26 protein-coding genes and 1 tRNA gene are annotated in these 25,863 nt (G+C 69.5%); 26 read left to right on the forward strand and 1 reads right to left on the reverse strand.

Translation table 11 applies throughout. The features are described 5' to 3' along the window. The first annotated feature begins 116 nt into the window (after positions 1-116). From AC3WLB_RS08075 to AC3WLB_RS08090, 4 genes are all read left to right on the forward strand, one after another. Positions 117-851 carry a gamma-glutamyl-gamma-aminobutyrate hydrolase family protein gene (locus AC3WLB_RS08075; RefSeq protein ID WP_492504947.1) on the forward strand — a complete coding sequence of 245 codons (735 nt, stop codon included), beginning with the start codon at positions 117-119 and terminating at the stop codon, positions 849-851. A 199-nt stretch (positions 852-1,050) separates the two neighbouring features. Next, positions 1,051-2,331: an NlpC/P60 family protein gene (locus AC3WLB_RS08080; RefSeq protein WP_051048088.1), complete on the forward strand. Its 1,281-nt coding sequence runs from the start codon at positions 1,051-1,053 to the stop codon at positions 2,329-2,331. A 49-nt stretch (positions 2,332-2,380) separates the two neighbouring features. Next, positions 2,381-2,533, forward strand: a complete 153-nt coding sequence (locus AC3WLB_RS08085; protein WP_022898153.1) for a hypothetical protein — start codon at positions 2,381-2,383, stop codon at positions 2,531-2,533. 14 nt (positions 2,534-2,547) lie between these two features. Beyond that, complete coding sequence (locus AC3WLB_RS08090) at positions 2,548-3,402, forward strand: SDR family oxidoreductase (RefSeq protein ID WP_492504950.1); 855 nt, start codon at positions 2,548-2,550, stop codon at positions 3,400-3,402. A 23-nt stretch (positions 3,403-3,425) separates the two neighbouring features. Here the strand turns inward: AC3WLB_RS08090 and AC3WLB_RS08095 are convergent. Beyond that, a tRNA-Arg gene (locus AC3WLB_RS08095) sits at positions 3,426-3,498 on the reverse strand. A gap of 74 nt (positions 3,499-3,572) precedes the next feature. Between AC3WLB_RS08095 and AC3WLB_RS08100 the strand changes: the two genes are divergently transcribed. The 22 genes from AC3WLB_RS08100 to AC3WLB_RS08205 all read left to right on the forward strand — a co-directional run bounded on the left by AC3WLB_RS08100 (position 3,573) and on the right by AC3WLB_RS08205 (position 25,847). After that, positions 3,573-4,367, forward strand: coding sequence for a transglutaminase-like domain-containing protein (locus AC3WLB_RS08100; protein WP_492504952.1), 795 nt, complete (start codon positions 3,573-3,575; stop codon positions 4,365-4,367). 50 nt (positions 4,368-4,417) lie between these two features. Next, entirely contained in the window at positions 4,418-6,076 is a 1,659-nt protein-coding gene (gene argS / locus AC3WLB_RS08105) for an arginine--tRNA ligase (RefSeq protein ID WP_492504954.1), read from the forward strand. Between the two features lie 43 nt (positions 6,077-6,119). Next, positions 6,120-6,905, forward strand: coding sequence for an LmeA family phospholipid-binding protein (locus AC3WLB_RS08110; protein ID WP_492504956.1), 786 nt, complete (start codon positions 6,120-6,122; stop codon positions 6,903-6,905). 52 nt (positions 6,906-6,957) lie between these two features. Next, positions 6,958-8,415 (forward strand): diaminopimelate decarboxylase, encoded by a 1,458-nt coding sequence (gene lysA, locus AC3WLB_RS08115; RefSeq protein ID WP_492504958.1) that lies wholly within the window; start codon positions 6,958-6,960, stop codon positions 8,413-8,415. Then, positions 8,412-9,749 (forward strand): homoserine dehydrogenase, encoded by a 1,338-nt coding sequence (locus tag AC3WLB_RS08120; RefSeq protein WP_492504960.1) that lies wholly within the window; start codon positions 8,412-8,414, stop codon positions 9,747-9,749. The genes lysA and AC3WLB_RS08120 overlap by 4 nt, the downstream gene beginning before the upstream one ends. Next, on the forward strand, positions 9,749-10,885 hold the full coding sequence (thrC, locus tag AC3WLB_RS08125; protein ID WP_492504962.1) for a threonine synthase: 1,137 nt from the start codon (positions 9,749-9,751) through the stop codon (positions 10,883-10,885). The genes AC3WLB_RS08120 and thrC overlap by 1 nt, the downstream gene beginning before the upstream one ends. Next, a complete protein-coding gene (gene thrB, locus AC3WLB_RS08130; protein ID WP_022895951.1) occupies positions 10,882-11,838 on the forward strand; it encodes a homoserine kinase in 957 nt (318 codons plus the stop codon). The genes thrC and thrB overlap by 4 nt, the downstream gene beginning before the upstream one ends. Positions 11,839-12,009: 171 nt before the next feature. Continuing rightward, positions 12,010-14,238 carry a transcription termination factor Rho gene (gene rho / locus AC3WLB_RS08135; protein WP_492504964.1) on the forward strand — a complete coding sequence of 743 codons (2,229 nt, stop codon included), beginning with the start codon at positions 12,010-12,012 and terminating at the stop codon, positions 14,236-14,238. Continuing rightward, positions 14,238-15,317, forward strand: a complete 1,080-nt coding sequence (prfA, locus tag AC3WLB_RS08140) for a peptide chain release factor 1 (protein ID WP_492504966.1) — start codon at positions 14,238-14,240, stop codon at positions 15,315-15,317. Before rho ends, prfA begins: the two co-directional genes overlap by 1 nt. A gap of 3 nt (positions 15,318-15,320) precedes the next feature. Next, positions 15,321-16,214 carry a peptide chain release factor N(5)-glutamine methyltransferase gene (gene prmC / locus AC3WLB_RS08145; RefSeq protein WP_492504968.1) on the forward strand — a complete coding sequence of 298 codons (894 nt, stop codon included), beginning with the start codon at positions 15,321-15,323 and terminating at the stop codon, positions 16,212-16,214. Positions 16,215-16,267: 53 nt separating this feature from the next. Next, positions 16,268-16,456: a PLDc N-terminal domain-containing protein gene (locus tag AC3WLB_RS08150; protein WP_083890108.1), complete on the forward strand. Its 189-nt coding sequence runs from the start codon at positions 16,268-16,270 to the stop codon at positions 16,454-16,456. Positions 16,457-16,484: 28 nt separating this feature from the next. After that, a complete protein-coding gene (locus AC3WLB_RS08155) occupies positions 16,485-17,147 on the forward strand; it encodes an L-threonylcarbamoyladenylate synthase (protein ID WP_492504970.1) in 663 nt (220 codons plus the stop codon). A gap of 3 nt (positions 17,148-17,150) precedes the next feature. Next, complete coding sequence (locus tag AC3WLB_RS08160; protein ID WP_022895073.1) at positions 17,151-18,347, forward strand: MraY family glycosyltransferase; 1,197 nt, start codon at positions 17,151-17,153, stop codon at positions 18,345-18,347. A gap of 4 nt (positions 18,348-18,351) precedes the next feature. After that, positions 18,352-18,822 (forward strand): Cg1360 family ATP-synthase-associated protein, encoded by a 471-nt coding sequence (locus AC3WLB_RS08165; RefSeq protein ID WP_022895072.1) that lies wholly within the window; start codon positions 18,352-18,354, stop codon positions 18,820-18,822. Positions 18,823-19,014: 192 nt separating this feature from the next. After that, positions 19,015-19,806, forward strand: a complete 792-nt coding sequence (atpB, locus tag AC3WLB_RS08170) for a F0F1 ATP synthase subunit A (protein WP_492504973.1) — start codon at positions 19,015-19,017, stop codon at positions 19,804-19,806. Positions 19,807-19,854: 48 nt separating this feature from the next. Further along, the gene (gene atpE, locus AC3WLB_RS08175) at positions 19,855-20,091 is read left to right on the forward strand and encodes an ATP synthase F0 subunit C (protein WP_022895070.1); all 237 of its coding nucleotides are present in this window, start codon (positions 19,855-19,857) and stop codon (positions 20,089-20,091) included. Positions 20,092-20,120: 29 nt separating this feature from the next. Then, positions 20,121-20,675, forward strand: a complete 555-nt coding sequence (locus tag AC3WLB_RS08180) for a F0F1 ATP synthase subunit B (RefSeq protein WP_492504976.1) — start codon at positions 20,121-20,123, stop codon at positions 20,673-20,675. A 6-nt stretch (positions 20,676-20,681) separates the two neighbouring features. Next, positions 20,682-21,479, forward strand: a complete 798-nt coding sequence (locus tag AC3WLB_RS08185) for a F0F1 ATP synthase subunit delta (protein WP_492504978.1) — start codon at positions 20,682-20,684, stop codon at positions 21,477-21,479. A gap of 53 nt (positions 21,480-21,532) precedes the next feature. Further along, a complete protein-coding gene (gene atpA, locus AC3WLB_RS08190) occupies positions 21,533-23,170 on the forward strand; it encodes a F0F1 ATP synthase subunit alpha (protein ID WP_492504980.1) in 1,638 nt (545 codons plus the stop codon). 2 nt (positions 23,171-23,172) lie between these two features. Next, positions 23,173-24,075: a F0F1 ATP synthase subunit gamma gene (locus tag AC3WLB_RS08195; protein WP_022895067.1), complete on the forward strand. Its 903-nt coding sequence runs from the start codon at positions 23,173-23,175 to the stop codon at positions 24,073-24,075. Between the two features lie 39 nt (positions 24,076-24,114). Next, a complete protein-coding gene (gene atpD, locus AC3WLB_RS08200) occupies positions 24,115-25,578 on the forward strand; it encodes a F0F1 ATP synthase subunit beta (protein WP_022895066.1) in 1,464 nt (487 codons plus the stop codon). 2 nt (positions 25,579-25,580) lie between these two features. After that, positions 25,581-25,847, forward strand: a complete 267-nt coding sequence (locus AC3WLB_RS08205; RefSeq protein WP_492504983.1) for a F0F1 ATP synthase subunit epsilon — start codon at positions 25,581-25,583, stop codon at positions 25,845-25,847. Positions 25,848-25,863 lie beyond the last annotated feature (16 nt).

The raw sequence follows: 25,863 nt of genomic DNA on the forward strand, positions 1-25,863 counted from the left end.
ACCCGACGATTCCCGGGAGTCGTGGAGGAAGCGGGGCAGCGGATGCCGCCGGCGGCATGTGTCGCTGCGTTACACGCTCGGATGCACGGCGTGGGTGGCCCCGGCAGGATGAAGGGGTGAGTTCCGCACCCCGCCTCAGCGTCGTCGTCGTGACGCGTGAGCGGCCGCACGCGCCGGAGTACCACGCGTACGCGAGCACGCTGCTTGCACGTACCGTGGCGGCGGGGGAGCGCGCCGGGTGGACGGTTGACGTGGTGGCGGCTCAGGAAGAGGGGCGGGCAGCGACATTGCGGCGCACCGCCGGCGCCGCCGCGCAGGTCATCCTGGGCGGAGAGGACATCGCGCCGGAGTTCTACGGCGGCACCCGCGGGTACCGCGGCGAAGGGCAGCACGCCGAGCGCGCCGACGAGGCGCAGCTGGCGCTCGTGCACCGGGCGGTTGCCGAGGGCACGCCGCTGCTCGGCATCTGCCGCGGCCACCAGATCATCGACGTCGCCCTCGGCGGCACCCTGCTGCAAGACCTGGGCGAGGGTTCGGCACACCGGTTCGACGACGTGCCGATCGACCTCGTGATGGCGACGCACGACGTGCGGACCGTCCCCGGGAGCCGGCTCGCGGCGAGCCTCGGCGAGGTCGCCTCGACCCGCAGTGCGCACCACCAGGCCGTCGATCGGCTGGGTGACGGGCTCGTGGTGGCGGCACGCGCATCCGACGGCCTGATCGAGGCCGTGGAGCATGCCACCGCGCGGGTGCTCGGCGTGCAGTGGCACCCCGAGGACCCGGGTGCGCCCCGTGGTCAGCTCGCTGCGCTGCTCGGTCTGCTGCGCGCCCCGCTCGCTCTCGCGGCCTGAGCCGCGAACCGCGCCCCGACGCCCGCGCTGGCACCCGCGCCGGCACCCGCTCCCGCCCCACCGGAGGGCGAACTATAACCCCGCGTCCGCGCATCCGGCTGTTGGAAACGCCGGTGAGTTGCTATTGTGATGCACGTTGTTGCTGTTGCGCGTGTGACTGGAGTGATTCGGTACCGCGAACCGAACGGTCAGGGGAATCATGCGGGTCAGCGCTTCGAGCACGTTCCGGGGCAAGCGGGCCGCCGGGGCGATCGCCCTCGCGTCGGCCATCGCCCTCGGCGCGACCCTCCTCGTCACCTCGCCCGCCGCCGCCACCGACTACCCGTCGTGGGACGACGTGGTCGCCGCGCAAGCGAACGAGACCACCAAGCAGAGCCAGATCGCCGAGATCCAGGGGCTGATCAGCGGCCTGCAGTCGCAGGTCGAGGAGGCGCAGGCGGTCGCGCAGAAGGCATGGGAGGCCGATCAGGTCGCCCAGCAGGCGCTCACCGACGGCACCGCCAAGGCCGACACGCTGCAGTCGCAGGCCGCAGCCGCGAAGGCCGCGTCCGAACAGTCGAGCAAGCGCGCAGCAGCCCTGGCAGCCCAGTTCGCCCGCAGCGCCGGCAACGACCTCACGTCGCACCTCATCGTCTCGGGCGGTGACAGCGAAGACCTCCTCTACCAGCTCGGCGCCATGTCGAAGCTCAGCGAGACCAGTCAGGGCGTGTTCGAGAAGGCGGAGCAGGATGCGAACACCGCAGACTCGCTGAGCCGCCAGGCCGAGATCGCCAAGAGCGAGCTGGCCGGCCTGGCCGCCGCAGCCGACGCCGCGCTGCAGCAGGCGCGCGACGCCCAGAAGACGGTGCAGAACGCCCTGCTCGACCAGGAGGCGCACCAGGCCGAGCTCACGGTGCAGCTGGCGGCCTTGCAGCAGAACACGGCGTCGACCCTCGCCGATTACACCGCCGGTGTCGAGGCCGAGAAGAAGCGGCAGCAGGACGAGCAGGATGCCCGGGCCCGCGCGGCGGCGGAGGCGGCGGCGAATGACGACGGCGACGCGTCGACCGGCGGCGGATCGGGCGGCGGCGACTCCGGTTCGGGCGGCGCCGGTGGGGGCGGGGGCGGCGACATCGCCATCACCCCACCCGCGCAGTCGATCAGCGGTGACGCGGTGGTGGCGTTCGCCGAGCAGTTCGTGGGTGTCGTGCCCTACGGCTACGGCGCCGACCCCAACGACAGCTTCGGCTGCGACGGCCTGACGCAGTACGTGTACGGGCAGTTCGGCATCCGCCTGCCGCGCCTCGTGAGCCGTCAGGCAGCGATGGGCGTCCCGGTCTCGCCGCAGGATGCGCAGGCGGGCGACCTGGTGGTCTGGCCCGGCGCGCACATCGGCATCTACGACGGTCAGGGCGGCGTCATCCACTCGCCCGACTGGGGTCGCTACGTCACGCACAACCCCGGCCTGTGGGGCAGCTACTACTTCGTGCGCATCCTCTGACCCCGTGAAACGGTGGGCGCACGCGGCGAATCGGCGTAGCGTTCAGGGCATGACCGACGACACGACCTCCAACGAGTCCGACTCCACGCCCGACACCGACGAGCTCGCCGACGGCTCCGGCACCACGGCAGAGCCCTCGCAGCAGAAGCACCACGACGCCGAGACCGACGAAGACACCGCTTCGGGCGGACCGGCCGACTGACCGGGAGCACCAGCGTGAGCAGCATCCCGCTCGCGGTGACCGGCTCGACCGGCGCGGTCGGGGGTCTCGTGGCGCGCGACCTCGCCGGCCGCGGCGTGGCCCAGCGCCTCCTGGTGCGCACGCCCGCCCGAGCACCCGAACTCGCCGGCAGCACGGTGCACGCGGTCGCCTACTCCGACGGTGCCGCAGCCACTGCTGCGCTGGCGGGGGTCGAGACCCTCTTCATGGTGTCGGCGGCCGAGAACGCCGATCGTCTCGCCGAGCATCGCGCTTTCATCGATGCGGCGGCCGCGGCCGGTGTCGGGCACATCGTGTACACCTCCTTCGCCGCCGCGGCTCCGGATGCGGTGTTCACGCTGGCACGCGACCACTACGCCACCGAGGAGCACATCAAGGCATCGGGGCTGCGCTACACGTTCTTACGCGACACCCTGTACCTCGACTTCCTCGAGCTGATGACGGGCGAGGACGGCGTCATCCGGGGGCCGGCGGGCGACGGGCGTGCCGCCTTCGTGGCCCGCGCCGACGTGGCGCGCACGGCCGCCGCGATCCTGCTCGACCCCGCCCCGCATGCGGGCGCCACCTACGACCTCACCGGCCCCGAGGCGCTGAGCCTCGCCGAGGTGGCCGCCATCCTCACCCGCGTGACGGGCCGCGACGTGACCTTCCACGACGAGACCGTCGAGGAGGCCTACGCCTCCCGCGCCGGGTACGGTGCACCGCCTTGGCAGCTGGACGCCTGGGTCAGCACCTACACCGCCATCAAGAGCAACGTGATGGCCCCCCTGAGCCCGGCAGTCGAATCCATCACGGGCATCCCGCCCGAGACCTTCGAGACCTACCTCACGACCCGCCCCGCGCCGCAGTAGCGGCGGCGCGGAATAGGCGCGGGTGCCCCCAGTAGGATTTGAACCTACGGCCTTCTGCTCCGGAGGCAGACGCTCTATCCCCTGAGCTATGGGGGCCCGGGGTGCCTGTCTAGGTTAGCAGGATGTTACGGCTCGGCCGATCACGCCCGCGTCGTGCGAGGATCGGGAGCATGCAGCGATCCGTCTCAGCGCACATCGACGCCACCGTCGATCTCGGCACCACCGTCGTGTTCTCGATCGCCGCCGCTCCCGGCCCTGCGATCGCGAGCGAGGTGATCGATTTCCGCGTCAACGGGGAACCCGTCGAGCCGCAGGAGATCACGGATGCGCACGGCACGCGCCTCCACCAGTTCGACGTTCCCGCGGGCCGCTTCACCGCGGTCTACGAGGCCGTGGTCGACGGCCGGGCGCCGGCGGCACCGGTGGAGCCGGTCGATCTCATCCGGTACCTGCGCCCGAGCCGGTACTGCGAATCCGACACCCTGATGCCCACGGCGCTGGGGGAGTTCCGCGGGCTGTTCGGGCGTGACCTGCTCGAGGCGGTGAGTTCGTGGGTGGGTGCCGAGCTCAGCTACGTGCCGGGGTCGAGCCAGCCGACCGATGGTGCGGTGCAGACCCTGCTGCTGCGCAAGGGCGTGTGCCGCGATTACGCGCATCTCGTCATCGCGCTGCTCCGCGCACTGGACGTGCCTGCCCGCCTGGTCTCGGTCTACGCGCCGGGCCTGTACCCGATGGATTTCCATGCGGTCGCGGAGGCCTTCGTCGAGGGCGCCTGGCACGTGGTCGACGCCACCACGCTCGCGCCACGGCAGTCGCTCCTGCGCATCGCGACCGGGCGCGACGCGGCCGACACCGCGTTCCTCACCAACCACGGCGGCAACCTGGTGCTCGACCGCCTCGAGGTCTCCGCGGTCGTCGACACCCTCCCCACCGACGACCTCACGCAGCTGGTACAGCTGGGCTGAGCCGCCGCACCGATCCTGCCGCCCAGCCGCGCGCGATAGGATCGTTCGCCGTGACTCCCGAAGCCCTCGCCGCCGCTCTGTACACCATCGTGTCCGCCCGTCTCGACTCGGTCGAGGGCGTCTCGATCACCGAGGCCGACGTCGCTCTCGAGCGTCCCCGCAACCGCGAGCACGGCGACTGGGCGTCGAACATCGCCATGAAGCTCGCCAAGCAGCTCGGCACCAACCCGCGCGCCTTCGCCGAGGAGCTGGTGCCGCTCATCCAGCAGATCGACGGCGTCGCGACGGTCGACGTGGCCGGCCCCGGATTCATCAACATCACCCTCGACGCCGCTGCCGCCGGCGAGATCGCACGCACAATCGTCGAGGCCGGCGACGGCTTCGGCCACAACCAGGTGCTCGCCGGGCACACCATCAACATGGAGTTCGTCTCGGCGAACCCGACCGGTCCGCTGCACATCGGCCACACCCGGTGGGCTGCGCTCGGCGACTCGATCGCGCGGGTGCTCAAGGCATCCGGCGCGGCCGTCACCACCGAGTACTACATCAACGACGCCGGCAGCCAGATGGATGTCTTCGGCCTCTCGGTGCTGCACGCCGCCAAGGGGCTGCCCACACCCGAGAAGGGCTACCCGGGCCCGTACATCCAGACCCTCGCCGAACGCGTGCTCGCCGCGGTGCCCGACCTCCTCGACCGCCCCGACGACGAGGCCGTCGCCATCGCCCGGGATCTGGCGTACGAGTACCAGCTCGCCGAGATCCAGCAATCGCTCACGAACTTCCGCGTGCACTTCGACGTGTTCTTCTCCGAGCGCACCCTGCACGCTCCGGATGCGGTGACCGGCAAGACGGCGATCGACGACGCCGAGGAGCGCCTGCGCGCCCAGGGTCACGTCTACGAGGCCGATGACGCCGTCTGGGTGCGCACCACCGATTTCGGCGACGACAAAGACCGCGTGCTCACCCGCGGCAACGGTGTCGTCACCTACTTCGCGGCCGACGCCGCCTACTACCTCAGCAAGAAGGATCGCGGCTTCCCCGAGAAGATCTACCTGCTGGGTGCCGACCACCACGGCTACGTCGGCCGCCTCAAGGCGCTGGCCGCCGCGGCGGGCGACGACCCCGACACGGGTCTCTCCGTGCTGATCGGCCAGCTCGTGAACCTCAACGGCGCGAAGCTGTCCAAGCGCGCCGGCAACATCATCGAGCTCGACGACCTGCTCGACTGGCTCGGCGCCGACGCGCTGCGCTACTGGCTGGCCCGCTATCCCGCCGACTCGCCGCTCGCCCTCGACGGCGAGAAGCTCCGCTCGCGCACCAACGACAACCCGATCTTCTACGTGCAGTACGCGCACGCCCGCACCCGCTCGGTGGCCCGCAACGCCGCCGAGGCCGGGGTGACGCGCGCCGACTTCGAGCCGGCCCTCCTCGAGCACCCGACCGAGACGGCGCTGATCGGGGTGCTGCAGGAGTTCCCGCGCGTGGTCGCGCACGCCGCCGAGTTGCGCGAGCCGCACCGCGTCGCCCGTTACCTGGAGGACCTCGCCGGGCACTACCACCGCTGGTACGACGCCACCCGCGTGCTGCCGCTCGGCGACGAGCCGATCACGCCCATCCACGGCACGCGGCTCTGGCTGAACGACGCAACCGGGCAGGTCATCCGCAACGGGCTCGACCTGATCGGCGTCGAAGCCCCCGACCGGATGTGACGGATGCGCGACGCCGGCCGGTCGCACGCGGCAGGATAGGAGCATGAGCTCCGAGCACCACGTCGCGCCGCCGGCGCCGCCCGCGCCGCGTCGGCACTCCCTGCGCTGGCTCTGGTGGCTGATCGGTGTGCTCGTCGTGCTGGCGGTGCTCGTCGTGGTGGCCGACGTCGGCATCCGCGCCTACGCCGAAGGCCAGGCCGAGACGCAGATCGAGTCGCAGCTGCCCGATGCGGTCGAGGGCGACGTCACGGTGCAGATCGGCGGCTTCTCCTTTCTCACCCAGCTGATCGCGGGGCACTTCGACGAGGTGCAGCTCGATGCCCCCCAGCTCACCGTGAACGGCGTGCCGGTGTCGGCGCACGTGCTCGCCCGCGACGTGCCCACCGACCTCAGCCGGCCCGTCGGTGACATCGAAGCCTCGCTGTCGATGGATCAGGCGGCCGTCAACGACATCGTGGAACTGCCCGGCGACGCCGAGCTCGCGCTCGACGGCGACGGCTCGGTCTCCTACGAGGGCACGCTCAGCATCCTGGGCGTCGAGCTCGGCTACCGCGTCACCGGTCAGGTCACGGCCTCAGGCACCGACGTCGTCATCCAGCCGCAGAAGGCGAGTCTCACCCAGGGGTCGAATCTCGTCGACCTCGACCTCGGCCCGCTCCTCGGCGGGCTCACCGAAGACCCGATCACCGTGTGCGTGGCCTCGTACCTGCCGCAGGGCGCCGAGGTCGACTCGCTCGAGATCACCGACGGCCGAGCAACGGCCCACCTCACCGCACGAGACTTCGTGCTGAGCGACGACAGCCTGAGGAACCTCGGCAGCTGCGGTTAGACCAGCACCCCCTGCCGTAACACCGGCCGGGCACCCGGTAGATTTGATTCCCATGACCTCCAGCCCGCTCGCTCCCGCGTGGCTCCAGCACCCTGCCGACGCGAACGACCTGCCGGAGCCGGTGTGGTCACGCACCGCAGCGCGCACGCCCGAGGGGCAGATCGCGATCGGCGGCGTGCCCGCCTCCACTCTCGCCGCGGAGTTCGGCACCCCGCTCTACGTCGTCGACGAGACGGATGCCCGTTCCCGCGCCCGCGAGATCCGCGACGCCTTCGCCACCGAAGCTGCCCGCGTGGGCACGACCGCGAAGATCTACTACGCCGGCAAGGCCTTCCTCAGCATCGAGGTGGCGCGCTGGATGGCGGAGGAGGGCCTCTCGATCGACGTCTGCAGCGGGGGCGAACTCGCCGTCGCTCTTGCCGCCGGGGTCGATCCGGCGCGCATCGGCCTCCACGGCAACAACAAGTCCCTCGCCGAGATCGACCGGGCGGTCGCCGTCGGCGTCGGCGTGATCGTGATCGACAGCGCCATCGAGGTGGAGCGCGTCGCCGAGGCGGCCGCCCGGCACGGCAGGGTGCAGGCGGTTCGGGTGCGAGTGAACAGCGGCGTGCACGCCCACACCCACGACTTCCTGGCCACCGCGCACGAAGACCAGAAGTTCGGGGTGCGGCTCGACCAGGCGGAGGCGTTCGCGGCCGCCGTGCGCTCGCATCCGGAGCTCCGCTTCCTCGGCCTGCACTGCCACATCGGCTCGCAGATCTTCGGCGCCGACGGTTTCGCCGAGTCGGCCGCGCGCCTGCTCGAGGCTCAGGCGCTGCTGCTGGCGGGCGGCGAGGTGCCCGAGCTCAACCTCGGCGGCGGCTTCGGCATCGCCTACACGACCGCCGACGACCCCACGCCCATCGCCGAGCTCGCCGCCGCCATCGTCGACGCGGTCGCCGCCGAGTGCGCGCGCCTCGGCATCGCCGTGCCCGCCCTCGCCTTCGAGCCCGGCCGCTCCATCATCGGCACCGCCGGTGCCACCCTCTACGAGGTGGGCACCATCAAGGACGTGCTGGTGAGCGTGCCCGGCGAGACCGGCGAGCCACTCGAACTGGTGCGCAAGTACGTCAGCGTCGACGGCGGGATGAGCGACAACGCCCGCCCCGCGCTCTACGGTGCCGATTACTCGGTGCGCATCGCCAACCGGGTCAGCGCCGCCGACCCCGCCCTGGTGCGGGTGGCCGGCAAGCACTGCGAGAGCGGCGACATCGTGGTGCAGGCCGACTACCTGCCGGGCGACGTCGAACCCGGCGATCTGCTGTTCGTGCCCGCCACGGGCGCGTACTGCTGGTCGCTGGCCAGCAACTACAACTATCTCGGCCGCCCCGCGGTCGTCGCCGTGAGCGACGGACGGGCGCGCCTGATCGTGCGCCGCGAGACCGAGCACGACCTGCTGGCGCGCGACGCCGCCTATTCCGCCGACCCAGCCCGCGCCGCAGCGGGAGAACCACTCGGAGCCGCACGATGATCGAATACCGCAACCTGCGCATCGCCCTGCTCGGCGCGGGCTCCGTCGGCTCGCAGGTCGCGCGCCTGCTGCTCGAGCAGGGCGACGAGCTCGCCCTGCGCGTGGGTGCCGGCCTCGAGCTCGTCGGCATCGCCGTGCGCGATGTCGACGCTCCACGCGACGCCGATCTGCCGCGGGAGCTCTTCACCACCGACGCCCACACCCTGATCCAGTCGGCCGACGTCGTGATCGAGCTGATGGGCGGCATCGAGCCGGCCCGCGAGTACATCCTGCTCGCCATCAACTCGGGTGCCGACGTCGTCACCGGCAACAAGGCGTTGCTCGCCACCCACGGCCCGGAGCTCTTCGACGCCGCCGAGCAGGTCGGCGCGCAGCTCTACTACGAGGCCGCCGCCGGGGGAGCGATCCCCATCATCCGGCCGCTCCGCGACAGCCTCGCCGGCGACCGGGTGCGCCGCGTGATGGGCATCGTGAACGGCACCACGAACTTCATCCTCGACCGCATGGACACCGAGGGCGACAGCTTCGAGGGCGCCCTCGCCACCGCCACGGCGCTCGGCTACGCCGAGGCCGACCCCACCGCCGACGTCGAGGGCTTCGACGCCGCGCAGAAGGCCGCCATCCTGGCCAGCCTCGCCTTCCACACGGCGGTTCCGGTGGAGGCCGTGCACCGGGAGGGCATCACCGCCGTCACGGCGGCCGAGGTCGAGGCGGCCAAGCGCGCCGGGTACGTCGTCAAACTGCTGGCGATCTGCGAACGACTGACGGATGCCCGAACCGGCGTCGAGGGCGTCTCGGTGCGGGTGCATCCGGCGCTGATCAGCCGCCTGCATCCGCTCGCCGCCGTGCACGGCGCGAAGAACGCGGTCTTCGTGCAGGCGGAAGCCGCCGGCGACCTGATGTTCTACGGCGCCGGCGCGGGCGGCGTGGAGACCGCCTCCGCGGTGCTCGGCGACCTCGTCTCGGCCGCACGGCGGCACGTCGCGGGCGGCCCGGGGGTGGGGGAGTCGACCCACGCCAACCTGCCGATCCTCGACATCGGCGCGGTCCTGACGCGCTACCAGATCACCCTGCAGGTCACCGACAAGCCCGGCGTGCTCGCCCAGGTCGCGAGCCTGTTCAGCGACCACGGGGTCTCGGTCGAAGCGGTGCAGCAGACCGTGCCGAGCGCCGACACCGCGCGGTCGGCGGACGAGCCGGTCACCGCTACCCTTGTCATTGTCACGCACGAAGCCCCCGAAGCCGCCCTGGCGGCCACGGTGGCCGCTGTTTCCGCGAACGACGCCGTCGTGCGGGTGGAATCAGTGCTACGAGTTGAAGGAGACACCCCCTAGTGGCCGACGAAACACCCCGCATCCCTTCCCGCCAATGGCGCGGAGTGCTGCGCGAATACGCCGACCGTCTCGACATCACCGACGCGACCCCCGTGGTGACGCTCGGCGAGGGGGGCACGCCGCTCATCCCGGCGCCGGCTCTGTCGGCCCGCACCGGCGCGAAGGTCTACGTGAAGTTCGAGGGCATGAACCCCACGGGCTCCTTCAAAGACCGCGGCATGACGATGGCCATCTCCAAGGCGGTCGAGCACGGCGCGAAGGCCGTCATCTGCGCCTCGACGGGCAACACCTCGGCGTCCGCCGCCGCCTACGCCACCCACGCCGGCATCACCGCCGCCGTGCTGGTGCCGGAGGGCAAGATCGCGCTGGGCAAGCTCAGCCAGGCCATCGCGCACAATGCGCAGCTCATCCAGGTGCAGGGCAACTTCGACGACTGCCTCGACCTCGCGCGTGAGCTCGCCGCGAACTACCCGGTGCACCTCGTGAACTCGGTCAACCCCGACCGCATCGCCGGACAGAAGACGGCCGCCTACGAGGTGGTCGAGGTGCTTCAGGATGCGCCCGACTTCCACCTGCTGCCTGTCGGCAACGCGGGCAATTACACCGCGTACACCCGCGGCTACACCGAGGAGCTCGAGCGCGGGGTCACCACGAAGCTGCCGCGGATGTTCGGCTTCCAGGCCGAGGGCTCCGCACCGATCGTGCTCGGGCACCCGGTGGCGAACCCCGAGACCGTCGCGAGCGCCATCCGCATCGGCAACCCCGCCTCGTGGGAGCTCGCCCTCGCGGCACGCGAGGCGACCGACGGCTACTTCGGGGCGCTGAGCGACGCGCAGATCCTCGCCGCCCACCGCATCCTCTCGGCCGAGGTCGGCATCTTCGTCGAGCCCGCGTCGGCCATCAGCGTTGCGGGCCTGCTCGAGCGCGCCGACGCCGGAGTCATCCCGGCCGGCGCGACCGTGGTGCTCACGGTCACCGGGCACGGGCTGAAAGACCCGCAGTGGGCCCTGCGCTCGGCGGACGGCTCCGAGGTCACCCCGACCATCGTGCCCGTCGACGCCGCGGAGATCGCCGGCGTGCTCGGCCTCTCGACCGCCGCCGCCCCGGCCGCGGCTGCAGGCGAGGGCGTCTCGTGACGCTGGCCGGCGCCGCGCCGGTCTCGCTCGCCGGCCGCACGGTCACCGTGCGCGTGCCCGCGACCACGGCGAACCTCGGGCCCGGTTTCGACACGCTCGGGCTCGCGCTCGCGCTGTACGACGAGCTCACGGTGAGCGTGCGCGACGAACCGGGCGCCTTCGTCGACGTGCACGGTGTGGGCGAGGGCGAGGTGCCGACCGATGAGACGAACCTCGTGGTTCGCTCGATCGCGCACACCTTCGCCGCCTACGGCCAGCCGCTGCCGGGCCTGCATCTCGTGGCCCGCAACGTCATCCCGCACGGTCGCGGGCTCGGCTCGTCGGGCGCAGCGATCGTCTCCGGCATCATGGCGGCCAAGGGACTGCTCGAGGGCGTGGTCGAGATCGACTCGCTCGGGCTCCTCGCCCGAGCCACCGAGCTCGAGGGTCACCCCGACAACGTGGCCCCGGCGCTGTTCGGCGGACTCACCATCGCCTGGACCACGCCCGAAGGCCCCCAGTTCAAGAAGCTGATCGTGCACCGCGGCGTGTCACCGCTCGTGCTCGTGCCGCAGGAGACGATGTCGACGGCGCTCGCCCGGAGCCTCCAGCCCGAATCGGTGCCGCACGCCGACGCCATCTTCAACGTGTCGCGCTCGACGCTCCTGATCGCCGCCCTCATCCAGAGCCCGGAACTGCTCCTGGCCGCCACCGAGGACAAACTGCACCAGAGCTATCGGGCGAGTGCCATGCCCGAGACCGATCGGCTCATCCAGGAGCTGCGCGCCGCCGGGTTCCCCGCGGTCGTCTCGGGCGCGGGCCCGAGCATCCTCGTGCTCTGCAGCGACCCCGGGCAGCGGCTCGCGGCGGCCGAGCTGGTGGCGGCGCAGGCCGCGACACCCTGGCAGGCGCTGGTTCTGGCGGTGGACTTCAAAGGTGCTACAGTGGTGCTGCACCCGGACGAAGTCAAGTAGCCCTCAGCTCTGAATCCCGTCCCGGTCGTATTCCTCAACTCATTTCCTGCCGCGTGCAGAGACGTATCCGGCTCCGGTCCTCCCTCGTGAGAGGCCTACCCTGGTGCGTACCCGTCGTGGACAGTTCTCTGCCTGGCTTTTCGTAGCCGACAGGGGAAGGACCCCATCTCCGTGACTGACGTCAACACCCCAACCGATCTCTCGACCCTGAAGGTCTCCGAGCTGCAGGCGGTCGCCGCCCAGCTGGGCCTCGCCGGAGCATCCAAGCTCCGCAAGGGCGAACTGGTCGAAGCCATCCGCGCCGCCCAGGCCGCCGCAGGCGACCCGAGCGCCGCGCCCACCCTCGACATCGACGACGCCCCGGCTGCCGCTCCCGCGGAGGCGCCGGCCGCCGTCGAGGCGCCGGTCGCCGCTGAGGCGACCGCACCGGCCGAGCCCGTGGCTCCGGCCGCGGTCGGCCCGATCGTGCCCGACGAGCTGCTGCTCGCCGCCCCGGTCACCACCAACCAGCGCAAGGAGCCGATCGTCATCGATCTGCCCGAGGGCCCCATCGCGCCCAAGCGTCGCGGCTCGCGCCGTGTCACCTCGGTCGACGGCGGGATCGCCATCGAGCGCAGCACCGGCCGCTCCACCGGCAGCCGCGTGTCGGCCGCCTCGCACGTGAACACCGACGGTGCCGTCGAGGCCCCCCTCCTGCCTGCCGGTGACGTCACCGGTTCGGCCGACCGGGGTTCGGCCGGCGAGCAGAGCGTCACGACCGAGGCGGGCGCCGAGACTCCGCGCGAGTCCACCGAGACCCAGGGCGAGCAGGGCGAGCGCCCCGAGGGCCGCCAGGGCGGCCGCAACCGCAACCGCCGCAACCGCAACCAGAACGCCGAGCCTGCCCAGGGTGCCGAGAACGGCGCTCAGAACGCCAACGGCGGCCAGAGCAACGGCGCGCAGAACAACGGCGGCCAGAACAACGGCAGCCAGAACCAGCGCGGCAACCAGAACGACCGCGGGCAGAACGACCGCGACCAGGCGAAGGCGGATGCGCAGCAGAACGACCGCGCGCAGGGCCAGAACCAGCAGGGCCAGAACCAGCGCGGCGGTGTCGACCGCGGCGAACAGGGCGACGACCGCAACGAGCGCGGTGCCCGCAACCGGTACCGCGACCGCAAGCGTCGCGGCCAGGGCGGCACCGACGAGATCGAGCCCGAGATCAGCGACGACGACGTGCTCATCCCCGTCGCCGGCATCCTCGACATCCTCGACAACTACGCCTTCGTGCGCACGAGCGGCTACCTGCCGGGCAACAGCGACGTCTACGTCTCGCTCGGCCAGGTGAAGAAGTACAACCTGCGCAAAGGCGACGCCGTCGTCGGTTCCATTCGCCAGCCGCGCGAGGGCGACCAGAACGGCCGCCAGAAGTACAACGCGATCGTGCGCATCGAGTCGATCAACGGCCTGCCGGTCGAGGAGGCGCTGAACCGCGTCGAGTTCGGCAAGCTCACGCCGCTCTACCCGCAGGAGCGCCTGCGCCTGGAGACCGAGCCGGGCAAGCTCACGCAGCGCATCATCGACCTGGTGGCGCCCATCGGCAAGGGCCAGCGCGGCCTCATCGTCGCGCCCCCGAAGGCGGGCAAGACCATCGTGCTGCAGCAGATCGCCAACGCGATCTCGACCAACAACCCCGAGGTCCACCTCATGGTCGTGCTGGTCGACGAGCGGCCCGAAGAGGTCACCGACATGCAGCGCACGGTGAAGGGCGAGGTCATCGCCTCGACCTTCGACCGCCCGGCCGAAGACCACACCACCGTCGCCGAGCTCGCCATCGAGCGCGCCAAGCGCCTGGTCGAGCTCGGTCACGACGTGGTCGTGCTGCTCGACTCCATCACCCGCCTCGGCCGCGCCTACAACCTGGCGTCGCCGGCCTCCGGGCGCATCCTCTCCGGCGGTGTCGACGCATCCGCTCTCTACCCGCCGAAGCGGTTCTTCGGTGCGGCGCGCAACATCGAGAACGGCGGCTCGCTCACCATTCTCGCCACCGCGCTGGTGGAGACCGGCTCGAAGATGGACGAGGTGATCTTCGAGGAGTTCAAGGGCACCGGCAACTCGGAGCTCCGCCTCTCGCGTCAGCTCGCCGACAAGCGCATCTTCCCGGCGGTCGACGTGAACGCGTCCTCCACCCGCCGCGAAGAGCTCTTGATGGGCGCCGACGAGACCAAGATCACCTGGAAGCTGCGCCGCGCCCTCGCGGGTGTCGACACGCAGCAGGCGCTCGAGATCGTGCTGGGGCGCCTCAAGGAGACCCAGTCGAACGTCGAGTTCCTCATGCAGGTGCAGAAGTCGATGCCGACCCCGGCGCAGAACGGCAACGGCCACAACGGTTCGGGCCACAACGGGGCTGCACACAACTGATGTTCGAGTCCGTCAGCGCGCTGCTGGCCGAACACGACGACCTGCAGCAGCAACTCTCCGATCCCGAGCTCCACAGCGATCCGGCGCGCTCGAAGCGGGTCAACCGGCGGTACGCCGAGTTGAGCCGCATCGTCGCCGCGCACGCCACCTGGAAGCAGGCGGTCGACGACCTCGAGGCCGCGCGGGAGCTGGCGAAGGACGACGAGTCGTTCGCCGAGGAGATCCCGGCCCTCGAGGCGGGCCTCGCGGAGTCCGAGGAGAAGCTGCGGCGGCTCCTCATCCCGCGGGATCCGGATGACGCGCGCGACGTGATCATGGAGATCAAGGCCGGCGAGGGCGGCGCGGAGAGCATGCTCTTCGCCGCCGACTTGCTGCGCATGTACCTGCACTACGCCGAGTCCAAGGGCTGGAAGACGGAGCTGCTCGAACGCACCGAGAGCGACCTGGGCGGCTACAAAGACGTGCAGATCGCGGTGAAGGGCAACTCCTCCGACCCGGCGCAAGGCGTCTGGGCGCACCTGAAGTACGAGGGCGGGGTACACCGGGTGCAGCGGGTGCCGGCCACCGAGTCGCAGGGGCGCATCCACACCTCCGCCGCGGGCGTGCTCGTCTTCCCCGAGGTCGACGAGCCCGAAGAGGTCGAGATCAACCCGAACGACCTCAAGATCGACGTCTTCCGCTCCTCCGGCCCCGGCGGCCAGTCGGTCAACACCACCGACTCCGCGGTGCGCATCACCCACCTGCCCACGGGCATCGTGGTGTCGATGCAGAACGAGAAGAGCCAGCTGCAGAACCGCGAGGCGGGCATGCGGGTGCTGCGCGCGCGCATCCTGGCCAAGCAGCAGGAGGAGCTCGACGCCGAGGCCAGCGCCGCGCGCAAGAGCCAGATCCGCACGGTCGACCGCTCGGAGCGCATCCGCACCTACAACTTCCCCGAGAACCGCATTGCCGATCACCGCACCGGGTACAAGGCCTACAACCTCGACCAGGTGATGGACGGCGCGCTCGAACCGATCATCCAGTCGGCCATCACCGCCGACGAGGAGAGCCGGCTCGCCGCGGTGGGCACGGACTCCTGAGCCATGCCGGGCATCGACACGGCTGAGCGTCCCGTCACCGTCCGTTCGCTCTACGAGCGCTCGGTCGCCATCCTCGCGGCGAGCGGAATCGTCGACCCGCAGGTCGACGCCGAACTGCTCATCGGGCACGTGCTCGGTGCGTCGCGCGGCCGGGTGCAGTCGCTGACGGTGACGGATGCCCCGCTCGGCCCCGAGGAGACACTCGCGATCGTCGAGGCGGTCGAGCGGCGTGCGGCGCGGGAGCCGCTGCAGCACATCACGGGCGTCGCCTGGTTCCGCGCGCTCGAACTCGCGGTCGGCCCCGGCGTGTTCGTGCCGCGGCCCGAGACCGAGTTCGTCGCCGGCCTCGCCATCGACTCCCTGCAGGCCGTGGTGGTGGCGCCGGATGCCCGTCCGCTCGCCGTCGATCTCGGCACGGGCAGCGGTGCCATCGCGCTCGCGCTGGCCACCGAGGTTCCGCACGCGGACGTGGTGGCGGTGGAGAACTCGACCGCCGCGTTCATCTGGGCCAAGCAGAACTTCCGCAGCGTGGGTGCCGAGAACGCGCGGCTGGTCTTCATCGACCTCGCCGCCGCGCTGCCGGAGCTCGACGGCACGGTCGATGTCGTGGTGTCGAATCCGCCGTACATCCCCACCGGAGCGGTGCCCCGCGACCCGGAGGTGCGGCTGCACGACCCCGAGCACGCGCTCTACGGCGGAGCCGACGGGTTCGACGTGGTGCGCCAGGTGTCGGCCACCGCGCGCCGGTTGCTCCGGGCGGGCGGCACGCTCGTGATCGAGCACGGCGACCTCCAGGGCGACGAGCTGCGGGCCCTGCTCGCCGCCGACGGCTGGCGCGGCCCGGCCACCCACCGCGACCTCACCGGGCGCGACCGCGCGACCACCGCGATCCGTTAGGCCAACGCCCGGGCCTGCCCGCTAGGCTCGGCGACGACACCCAGGAGGAGACCATGGAACCGGTCAGTTTCGGCATCGGCGTGATCGCGCTGATCATCTTCATCATCACCGTGGTGTCGATCGTGCGGAACCCCAACCACGGCTTCTTCGGCAAGCTGGTCTGGCTCCTCGTCGCGTTCTTCCTGTCGATCCTCGGCTCCATCCTCTGGTTCGTCTTCGGCCGCGGCCGCGTGAACCGCTGATCCGGCCCCGGCTAACATGGGTTCCGAGATGGCTGCCATTTACGACTGCTCCGCACCGGCCGAGCTTCTCACCGGGATGCGCCTCGCACGAGCCGCGCTCGGCAAGGGCGAACTCGTGGTGCTGCCCACCGACACCGTGTACGGCGTCGCCGCCGACGCGTTCGATGCCGCGGCCGTGCAGCGCCTGCTCGACGCGAAGGGCCGCACCCGCCAGTCGCCGCCGCCCGTGCTGATCCCCGGCCTGCCGACGCTGGATGCGCTGGCCACCGACATCCCCGACTCCGCCCGCGCGCTCGTGGCCGAGTTCTGGCCGGGCGGGCTCACCGTGATCCTGCGGGCGACTCCGTCGCTCGTCTGGGACCTCGGCGAGACGGGTGGCACGGTGGCGCTCCGTATGCCGAACGACCCGCTCGCCCTCGAACTCCTGGCCGAGACCGGCCCCCTCGCCGTCTCCAGCGCCAACCTCACCGGGCAGCCCGCCGCGATCACCGCCGCCGGCGCCCAGGAGATGCTCGGCGACAGCGTGGCCGTGTACCTCGACGGGGGAGAGCGGCACGATGCCGTCGCCTCGACGATCGTCGACGCCACCGACCCGGCCGGCCGCATCAGCATCGTGCGACTCGGCGCGGTCTCGGCCGAGCGCATCCGCGACGTCGTGGGCGACCTGCTCGTGCCGCAGGCCGGCACCTGACGCATGCGGTTCTACCTCCTCGTCGCACTCGTCTCGGCCGTCGTCACCTTCGGCCTGACCTGGGTGATCTACAAGCTCAGCCATCGCTACCGGCTGTACCCCAAGATCCGCGAGCGCGACGTGCACACCCGGCCCACCCCGCGGCTCGGCGGCATCGCGATGTTCATCGGCGTCGTCGTGGCGTTCGTGGTGGCGTCGCAGATCAGCTGGTTCCGGCTCGTCTTCGCCGAGCCCGGCAAGGTCTGGGCCATCCTCGGCGCCGCACTCATCATCGTGCTGATCGGGGTGGCCGACGACATCTGGGACCTCGACTGGCTCACGAAGCTCGCCGGCCAGATCATCGCGGCCGGCCTCCTCGCCTGGCAGGGCGTGCAGATCGTGTCGCTGCCGATCGGCGGGCTCACCATCGGGTCGAGCGGGATGTCGCTGGTCATCACGATCCTCGCAGTGGTGCTGGTGATGAACGCCATCAACTTCATCGACGGGCTCGATGGTCTGGTCGCCGGGGTGGCGCTCATCGCGAACGGCGTGTTCTTCATCTACAGCTACCTGCTGGCGCAGGACACCTCGCCCACCGACTACTTCAACCTCGCCTCGCTCATCACCGCGGTGCTGATCGGTGCCTGCGCCGGCTTCCTGCCGCTGAACTTCCACCCCGCGAAGCTCTTCATGGGTGACGCCGGGGCACTGCTCGTGGGGCTCCTGATGGCCACGAGCGCCGTCGCCGTCACCGGTCAGGTCGACCCTGCACAGCTCGGGCGGTCGCAGTTGTTCCCCGCGTTCATCCCGATCCTGCTGCCGTTCGCCATCCTCGTCATCCCGCTGCTCGACTTCGGGCTCGCGGTGTTCCGCCGGCTGCGGGCGGGCAAGAGCCCGTTCAGCGCCGACCGCCAGCACCTGCACCACCGGCTGCTCGACATGGGTCACTCGCATCTGCAGGCCGTGCTGATCTTCTACGCCTGGACGGCGGTCATCTCGATCGGCTGCCTGCTGTTCTTCGTGCTGCAGCCCTATTGGCTCGCCTTCGTCTTCCTCGGGGTCGGTCTCGTCGTCTGCACGGCGGTGACGCTCAGCCCGTTGAGCAGGCTGAAGCGACGCGAGATCGAGGCGCAATCAGCCGATGCGGGTACCCTCGAAGCCGACATGAAAGCCGGCGACGATCCGCTCGACGCGGCCGCCGACGAGATCAAGGAGTCCTAGAACCGTGACCGAGCCTGTGATCCGAGGGAACTACCCGACGCCATCCTCCAGCAAGGTCTTCGCGGCCATCCTGCGCTGGGACATCATCCTCGCCGTCGTCATCGCTGTCATCGGGGGAGTGATTGGCTACCTCGTCGACGGTTGGGCCGGTGCCGTGAGCGCCCTCATCGGCACGGCCTTGGTGCTCGTGTTCGCCGGTATCACCGTGGTGAGCATCATCGTGGCCAACCGCTTCACGGCGTCACCCATCTACCCGACCCTGTTCTTCGCGATCGTGCTGGGCGCCTGGATGCTCAAGTTCGTGCTCTTCATAGTGATCGTGCTGCTCCTGCGGGGCCAGCCCTGGACCAACGGCACCGTGCTCTTCCTCAGCATCGTCGCGGCGGTGATCGGGAGCCTCGTGGTCGACGTGGTCGTCGTGGCGCGCACCCGCATGGCGTACGCCTCCGACGTCAAGCTCCCGAGCGGGGAATGAGCGCTCCAGGATTAGTCAGGACGCCCTGAGTCTTGATAGGGTTAGTGAGTTCGTTCCGCTGTCGCGCAATGCCGTCGTGGCTTGTATACAGCACCACCCCCACCCGTTCGTCGTCGCGAGAACTGTGAAAAGTTCCACGCCCCGAAACAGGAGATAGCGCTGATAGCTAACGCTGTGAACCTGCTAGCCCCCATGGCAACCTCCGACGATGGTGGTTTCCACGGTCCGTCGATCGAGGAGTTCTTCCCCGAGGCCATTTTCTTCGCTGGCACGCCGTTCGAAATCAACCGGATCATCCTCATCCGCTTCCTGGCGATGCTGGCCATCATCCTGATCTTCTGGATCGGGACCAGGCGCATGAAGGTCGTTCCCGGCCGCTTCCAGAGCGTCGTCGAGATGGGCCTCGACTTCGCTCGCGTGAACATCGCCGAAGACCTTCTTGGCAAGAAGGACGGCCGGCGCTTCCTCCCGCTCATCACCACCATCTTCTTCGTGGTGCTGTTCGCGAACCTCACCGGCATCATCCCGTTCCTCAACATCTCGTCGAACGCCATCATCGGCATGCCGCTGGTGCTCGCCGTCGTGGCCTGGCTCGCGTTCATGTACGCCGGGCTGAAGAAGCACCCGGGCGCATTCTTCAAGAACGCGCTCTTCCCGCCCGGCGTGCCCTGGTTCCTCTACATCATCGTGACGCCGATCGAGTTCGTCTCGACCTTCATCCTCCGGCCGATCACGCTGACGCTCCGACTCCTGATGAACATGCTCGTCGGCCACCTGCTGCTCGTGCTGTTCTTCTCGGCCACGCAGTTCTTCCTCTTCACCGCCACCCAGACCAGCATCTTCTACGGTCTGTTCGGCGTGGGAACGCTGGCCTTCGGCTTCGTCTTCACGCTCTTCGAGGTCTTGGTGGCCGTGCTGCAGGCCTACGTCTTCGCACTCCTCACCACGGTCTACATCCAGCTCGCGCTGGCTGACGAACACTAAAACGGCGCCAGGCACCCGCCTGCTCCACCATCACGAAAGGGAACAACAATGGCAGACACCGCCATCCTCGCCGAGGTCTCCGGCAGCATCGCCACGGTCGGCTACGGCCTCGCCGCCATCGGCCCGGCCATCGGCGTGGGCATCGTCGTCGGCAAGACGATCGAGGGCGTCGCCCGTCAGCCCGAGCTGGCCGGCCGCCTCCAGGTGCTGATGTACATCGGTATCGCGTTCACCGAGGCGCTCGCCTTCATCGGTATCGCGACCGGCTTCATCTTCGGCTTCTAAACCCTCTTTCACCTTAGGAAGGAGGCGCCATGCTTCAGACCATTCTCGTAGCAGCCGCCGAAGAAGCACCGCCGAACCCGTTGCTTCCCCAGCCGTACGACATCATCTGGTCGCTGGTCTGCTTCGTCGTCATCCTCATCTTCTTCTGGCGGCTCGTGCTGCCTCGTATGAAGAAGCTGCTCGACGAGCGTTCCGCCGCGATCGAGGGCAACATCGAGAAGGCCGACGTCGCGCAGCGCGAAGCCGAGGCAGCGCTCGAGCAGTACACCGCTCAGCTCGCCGAGGCCCGTGCCGAGGCGGGCAAGATCCGTGAGCAGGCCCGTGTCGACGCCCAGCGCATCGGTGCCGAGATCCAGGCCCAGGCGCAGAGCGACGCCGAGCGCGTGAAGGCCAACGCCCAGGTCGCCATCGAGGCCGACCGTCAGGCTGCCCTCGTGTCCCTCCGCTCGGAGGTCGGCAGCCTCGCCATCGACCTGGCGTCGGGTGTCATCGGGGAGTCGCTCTCCGACGACAAGAAGGCAACCGCCCTGGTCGACCGGTTCCTGGCCGACCTCGAAGCATCCGACACCGTAGGGAAGAAGTAATCACGAATGGGTAGCGCGACCAGAGTAGCCCTCGAGGAGGCCAAGGCTCGCCTGTCGAGCCTGGGCTCCCAGGTCGATCTGGCCACGGGAGAAGAGCTCTTCGCCGCCGGCCGGATCATCGGAGATTCGTCACACCTGCTCGGGGCTCTCTCCGACCCGGGGGTCGAGGCCCCCGCCAAGGTGGCGCTCGTCAAGCAGTTGTTCGCACCGGGCTACGGCCGCACCACGGTGGAACTGCTCGCGGGCATCGCCTCGAGCCGGTGGTCGAGTCACACCGACCTGCTGGCCGGCATCGAGGAGGTCGGCATCCGCGCGGTGGCCGGCTCCGCGCCCGCGTCGGCCGCGATTGACTCCGAGTTGTTCGAGTTCGGCCGCGCCGTCACGAGCGACGCGAAGCTCGAGCTCGCGCTGGGTTCGAAGCTCGGCTCGACCGATCAGAAGCGCGCCCTCGTGGAGCGCCTGCTGGGTGGTCGCGCCTCGGCGCAGACCCTGGCCATCGCCCGTCAGCTGGTCACCCAGCCGCGCGGCCGGCGCATCGGCGAGTTGATCAGGTACGCCTCGGCCATCGTCGCCGACCAGTCGGGTTCGGTGGTCGCCACGGTGACCACGGCCGCTCCGCTCGGCGCCGCTCAGGTGCAGCGGCTCGAGACCACGCTGGCCGCGCAGTACGGCCGCCGGGTGCAGCTGAACCAGGTGATCGACGCGTCGGTGATCGGTGGCATCCGCATCCAGATCGGCGACGACGTCATCGACGGCAGCGTCGCCACCCGCATCAACGATTTGAGACTTCAGCTCGCTGGCTAATCGGCGGGCACCGGAACACACTGGGGGCATACCCCATCAGAAAAGGGAAAACGATGGCTGAACTCACAATCCGCCCCGATGAGATCCGCGACGCTCTCAAGGACTTCGTCGCGGCCTACGAGCCCGGCAAGGCCGCAACCACCGAGGTGGGCTACGTCATCGACGCCGCCGACGGCATCGCCCACGTCGAAGGGCTCCCGGGTGTCATGGCCAACGAGCTGATCCGCTTCGCGGACGGCACGCTCGGCCTCGCCCAGAACCTCGACGAAGACGAGATCGGCGTCGTCGTGCTCGGCGAGTTCACCGGCATCGAAGAGGGCCAGGAAGTCACCCGCACCGGCGAGGTGCTCTCAGTGCCCGTCGGCGACGGCTACCTCGGCCGCGTGGTCGACCCGCTCGGCAACCCGATCGACGGCCTGGGCGACATCGCCACCGAGGGCCGCCGCGAGCTCGAGCTCCAGGCCCCGGGCGTCATGCAGCGCAAGTCGGTGCACGAGCCGCTGCAGACCGGCATCAAGGCCATCGACGCCATGATCCCGGTGGGCCGCGGCCAGCGACAGCTGATCATCGGCGACCGCCAGACCGGCAAGACCGCCATCGCCATCGACACCATCATCAACCAGAAGGCGAACTGGGAGTCGGGCGACGTCAACAAGCAGGTGCGCTGCATCTACGTCGCGATCGGCCAGAAGGGCTCCACCATCGCCTCGGTGAAGGGTGCGCTCGAAGACGCCGGCGCGATGGAGTACACCACCATCGTCGCCTCCCCGGCCTCCGACCCCGCCGGCTTCAAGTACCTCGCCCCCTACACCGGTTCGGCCATCGGCCAGCACTGGATGTACGGCGGCAAGCACGTGCTCATCATCTTCGACGACCTGTCCAAGCAGGCCGAGGCCTACCGCGCCGTGTCGCTGCTCCTCCGCCGCCCGCCGGGACGCGAGGCGTACCCCGGCGACGTGTTCTACCTGCACTCGCGTCTGCTCGAGCGTTGCGCCAAGCTCTCCGACGAGCTCGGTGCCGGTTCGATGACCGGCCTGCCGATCATCGAGACCAAGGCCAACGACGTCTCGGCGTACATCCCCACCAACGTGATCTCCATCACCGACGGCCAGATCTTCCTGCAGTCCGACCTGTTCAACGCCAACCAGCGTCCCGCGGTCGACGTCGGCATCTCGGTCTCCCGCGTCGGTGGCGACGCGCAGGTGAAGTCGATCAAGAAGGTCTCCGGCACGCTGAAGCTCGAGCTCGCGCAGTACCGCTCGCTCGAGGCGTTCGCGATGTTCGCATCCGACCTGGATGCGGCATCCCGTCGTCAGCTGGCCCGTGGTGCCCGGCTCACCGAGCTGCTCAAGCAGCCGCAGTACTCGCCGTTCCCCGTCGAGCAGCAGGTCGTCTCGATCTGGGCCGGCACGAACGGCAAGCTCGACGAGGTGCCGGTGGAGGACATCCTGCGTTTCGAGGCCGAGTTCCTCGACTTCCTGGGCCGCAACACCGAGGTCCTGACGACGCTTCGAGACACGAACGTGCTCGACGACGACACCGTCGCGGCCCTCGAGAAGGCGGTCGACGACTTCAAGCTCGAGTTCCAGACCGGCGAGGGCAAGCCGCTCGCGTCGGTGGGCCGTGAGGAGTTCGAGGCGACCGCTCCGGAGGACGTCAACCAGGAGAAGATCGTGAAGGGTCGCCGCTAAGAATGGGTGCTCAGCTTCGGGTCTACCGGCAGAAGATTCGTTCTGCCCAGACGACCAAGAAGATCACGAGGGCGATGGAGCTGATCTCGGCTTCGCGCATCCAGAAGGCGCAGCAGCGCGTTCTGGCGTCGACGCCGTACTCGCGGGCGATCACGCGCGCGGTGTCGGCGGTGGCGACCTATTCCAACGTCGATCACCCGCTCACCACCGAGCGCGAGAAGCTCGACACCGCGGCCGTCGTGATCTTCACCTCCGACCGTGGGCTTGCCGGCGCGTTCTCGTCGTCGATCCTCAAGGAGGCGGAGAGCCTCGCCGAACTGCTCCGGAGCGAAGGCAAGAAGGTCGTGTTCTACCTCGTCGGCCGCAAGGCCGTGGGGTATTTCAGCTTCCGTCGGCGCGAGAGCGTGCAGTCGTGGACCGGCAGCACCGACCAGCCCGTCTTCGAGACGGCCAAGGAGATCGCGGACGCGGTCGTCACGGCCTACAACCTCGATGACGAGGAGGGTGGCGTCGACGAGATCCACCTCGTGTACAACCGCTTCGTCAGCATGGTCAGCCAGGTTCCCGAGGTGGTGCGCCTGCTGCCGCTCGAGATCGTGGAGAGCGACCTGCCGGCCGAGCCGAGCAACGAGGTGTACCCCTTGTACGAGTTCGAGCCCGATGCGGAGACGGTGCTCGACGCACTGCTGCCGATCTACGTCGAGAGCCGCATCTTCAACGCGATGCTGCAGTCGGCCGCGGCTGAGCACGCCGCTCGCCAGAAGGCCATGAAGTCGGCCAGCGACAACGCCGACAACCTGATCCGTGACTACACGCGACTGGCGAACAACGCCCGTCAGAGCGAGATCACGCAGCAGATTTCCGAGATCGTGGGTGGGGCCGACGCACTGGCCTCCGCCAAGTAGACAGCGCCTAACCGGCACGCGAAGAAAAGAGAAAGCACTATGACTGACACCGCTGTTGCGCCAGTCCAGGCTGAGGAGACGCCGGGCGGCGTCGGACGCATCGCCCGAGTCACGGGCCCGGTCGTCGACATCGAGTTCCCGCACGACTCGATCCCCGAGGTGTACAACGCCTTGAAGACCACGATCTCGATCGGCGACGAGTCGCACGAGATCACGCTCGAGGTCGCTCAGCACCTCGGCGACGACCTGGTTCGCGCTATCGCGCTGAAGCCGACCGACGGTCTCGTCCGCGGCCAGGAGGTGCGCGACACGGGCGCCGCCATCTCGGTGCCGGTGGGCGACGTCACCAAGGGCAAGGTGTTCAACGTCATCGGTGAGGTGCTGAACGCCGAGCCTGGCGAGACCATCGAGATCACCGAGCGCTGGCCGATCCACCGGAAGCCCCCGGCGTTCGACCAGCTCGAGTCGAAGACTCAGCTGTTCGAGACCGGCATCAAGGTCATCGACCTGCTCACCCCGTACGTGCTGGGTGGCAAGATCGGCCTCTTCGGTGGCGCGGGTGTCGGCAAGACGGTCCTCATCCAGGAGATGATCCAGCGCGTGGCGCAGGACCACGGTGGTGTGTCGGTGTTCGCCGGTGTCGGTGAGCGCACCCGTGAGGGCAACGACCTCATCCACGAGATGGAGGAGGCGGGCGTGTTCGACAAGACCGCTCTCGTCTTCGGCCAGATGGACGAGCCGCCGGGAACCCGTCTGCGCGTCGCCCTCTCGGCTCTGACGATGGCGGAGTACTTCCGTGACGTGCAGAACCAGGACGTGCTGCTGTTCATCGACAACATCTTCCGGTTCACGCAGGCCGGTTCCGAGGTGTCGACGCTGCTCGGCCGCATGCCCTCCGCGGTGGGTTACCAGCCCAACCTGGCGGATGAGATGGGTGTGCTGCAGGAGCGCATCACCTCGACCCGCGGTCACTCCATCACGTCGCTCCAGGCCATCTACGTGCCCGCCGACGACTACACCGACCCGGCGCCGGCGACCACCTTCGCGCACCTCGACGCCACCACGGAGCTCTCGCGTGAGATCGCGTCGAAGGGTCTGTACCCGGCGGTCGACCCGCTGACCTCGACGTCGCGCATCCTCGACCCCCGCTACTTGGGCGCCGACCACTACCGCGTGGCGACGAACGTGAAGCAGATCCTGCAGAAGAACAAGGAACTGCAGGAGATCATCGCGATCCTCGGTGTCGACGAGCTCTCCGAGGAAGACAAGATCACCGTGTCGCGGGCGCGCCGCATCCAGCAGTTCCTCTCGCAGAACACCTACATGGCGAAGAAGTTCACCGGTGTGGAGGGTTCGACGGTGCCGCTGAAGGACACGATCGAGTCGTTCGACGCGATCACCCGCGGTGACTTCGACCACGTGGCCGAGCAGGCCTTCTTCAACGTCGGTTCGATCTCCGACGTCGAGGAGAAGTGGGCGCAGATCCAGAAGGAGAACGGCTAGTCATGGCGGCTCCGCTGAACGTGAGCGTGGTCTCCGCCGACCAGGAGATCTGGTCGGGCGAGGCCTCGATGGTCGTGGCGAAGACCGTGGAGGGCGAGATCGGTATCCTCGCCGGCCACGAGCCGATGCTTGCGATTCTCGCGGCCGGTGAGGTGCGCGTGAACACCACGAGCGGTGAGCGTCTCGTTGCGCGCGCCGACGACGGCTTCCTCTCGGTGGAGAACGACACCGTGACGGTGGTCGCGCGCGCCGCCGAACTGGTGAAGTAGCGACATTCTCTGAACC

Source organism: Herbiconiux sp. FW305-C-125 (genome assembly GCF_058783455.1).

Coding starts and splice junctions, on each gene's coding strand:
- AC3WLB_RS08080 (WP_051048088.1), top strand. CDS start 1,051: ATGCGGGTCAGCGCTTCGAGCACGTTCCGGGGCAAGCGGGCCGCCGGG.
- AC3WLB_RS08085 (WP_022898153.1), top strand. CDS start 2,381: ATGACCGACGACACGACCTCCAACGAGTCCGACTCCACGCCCGACACC.
- AC3WLB_RS08100 (WP_492504952.1), top strand. CDS start 3,573: ATGCAGCGATCCGTCTCAGCGCACATCGACGCCACCGTCGATCTCGGC.
- AC3WLB_RS08110 (WP_492504956.1), top strand. CDS start 6,120: ATGAGCTCCGAGCACCACGTCGCGCCGCCGGCGCCGCCCGCGCCGCGT.
- lysA (WP_492504958.1), top strand. CDS start 6,958: ATGACCTCCAGCCCGCTCGCTCCCGCGTGGCTCCAGCACCCTGCCGAC.
- AC3WLB_RS08120 (WP_492504960.1), top strand. CDS start 8,412: ATGATCGAATACCGCAACCTGCGCATCGCCCTGCTCGGCGCGGGCTCC.
- prfA (WP_492504966.1), top strand. CDS start 14,238: ATGTTCGAGTCCGTCAGCGCGCTGCTGGCCGAACACGACGACCTGCAG.
- prmC (WP_492504968.1), top strand. CDS start 15,321: ATGCCGGGCATCGACACGGCTGAGCGTCCCGTCACCGTCCGTTCGCTC.
- AC3WLB_RS08150 (WP_083890108.1), top strand. CDS start 16,268: ATGGAACCGGTCAGTTTCGGCATCGGCGTGATCGCGCTGATCATCTTC.
- AC3WLB_RS08155 (WP_492504970.1), top strand. CDS start 16,485: ATGGCTGCCATTTACGACTGCTCCGCACCGGCCGAGCTTCTCACCGGG.
- AC3WLB_RS08160 (WP_022895073.1), top strand. CDS start 17,151: ATGCGGTTCTACCTCCTCGTCGCACTCGTCTCGGCCGTCGTCACCTTC.
- atpB (WP_492504973.1), top strand. CDS start 19,015: ATGGCAACCTCCGACGATGGTGGTTTCCACGGTCCGTCGATCGAGGAG.
- atpE (WP_022895070.1), top strand. CDS start 19,855: ATGGCAGACACCGCCATCCTCGCCGAGGTCTCCGGCAGCATCGCCACG.
- AC3WLB_RS08180 (WP_492504976.1), top strand. CDS start 20,121: ATGCTTCAGACCATTCTCGTAGCAGCCGCCGAAGAAGCACCGCCGAAC.
- AC3WLB_RS08185 (WP_492504978.1), top strand. CDS start 20,682: ATGGGTAGCGCGACCAGAGTAGCCCTCGAGGAGGCCAAGGCTCGCCTG.
- atpA (WP_492504980.1), top strand. CDS start 21,533: ATGGCTGAACTCACAATCCGCCCCGATGAGATCCGCGACGCTCTCAAG.
- AC3WLB_RS08195 (WP_022895067.1), top strand. CDS start 23,173: ATGGGTGCTCAGCTTCGGGTCTACCGGCAGAAGATTCGTTCTGCCCAG.
- atpD (WP_022895066.1), top strand. CDS start 24,115: ATGACTGACACCGCTGTTGCGCCAGTCCAGGCTGAGGAGACGCCGGGC.
- AC3WLB_RS08205 (WP_492504983.1), top strand. CDS start 25,581: ATGGCGGCTCCGCTGAACGTGAGCGTGGTCTCCGCCGACCAGGAGATC.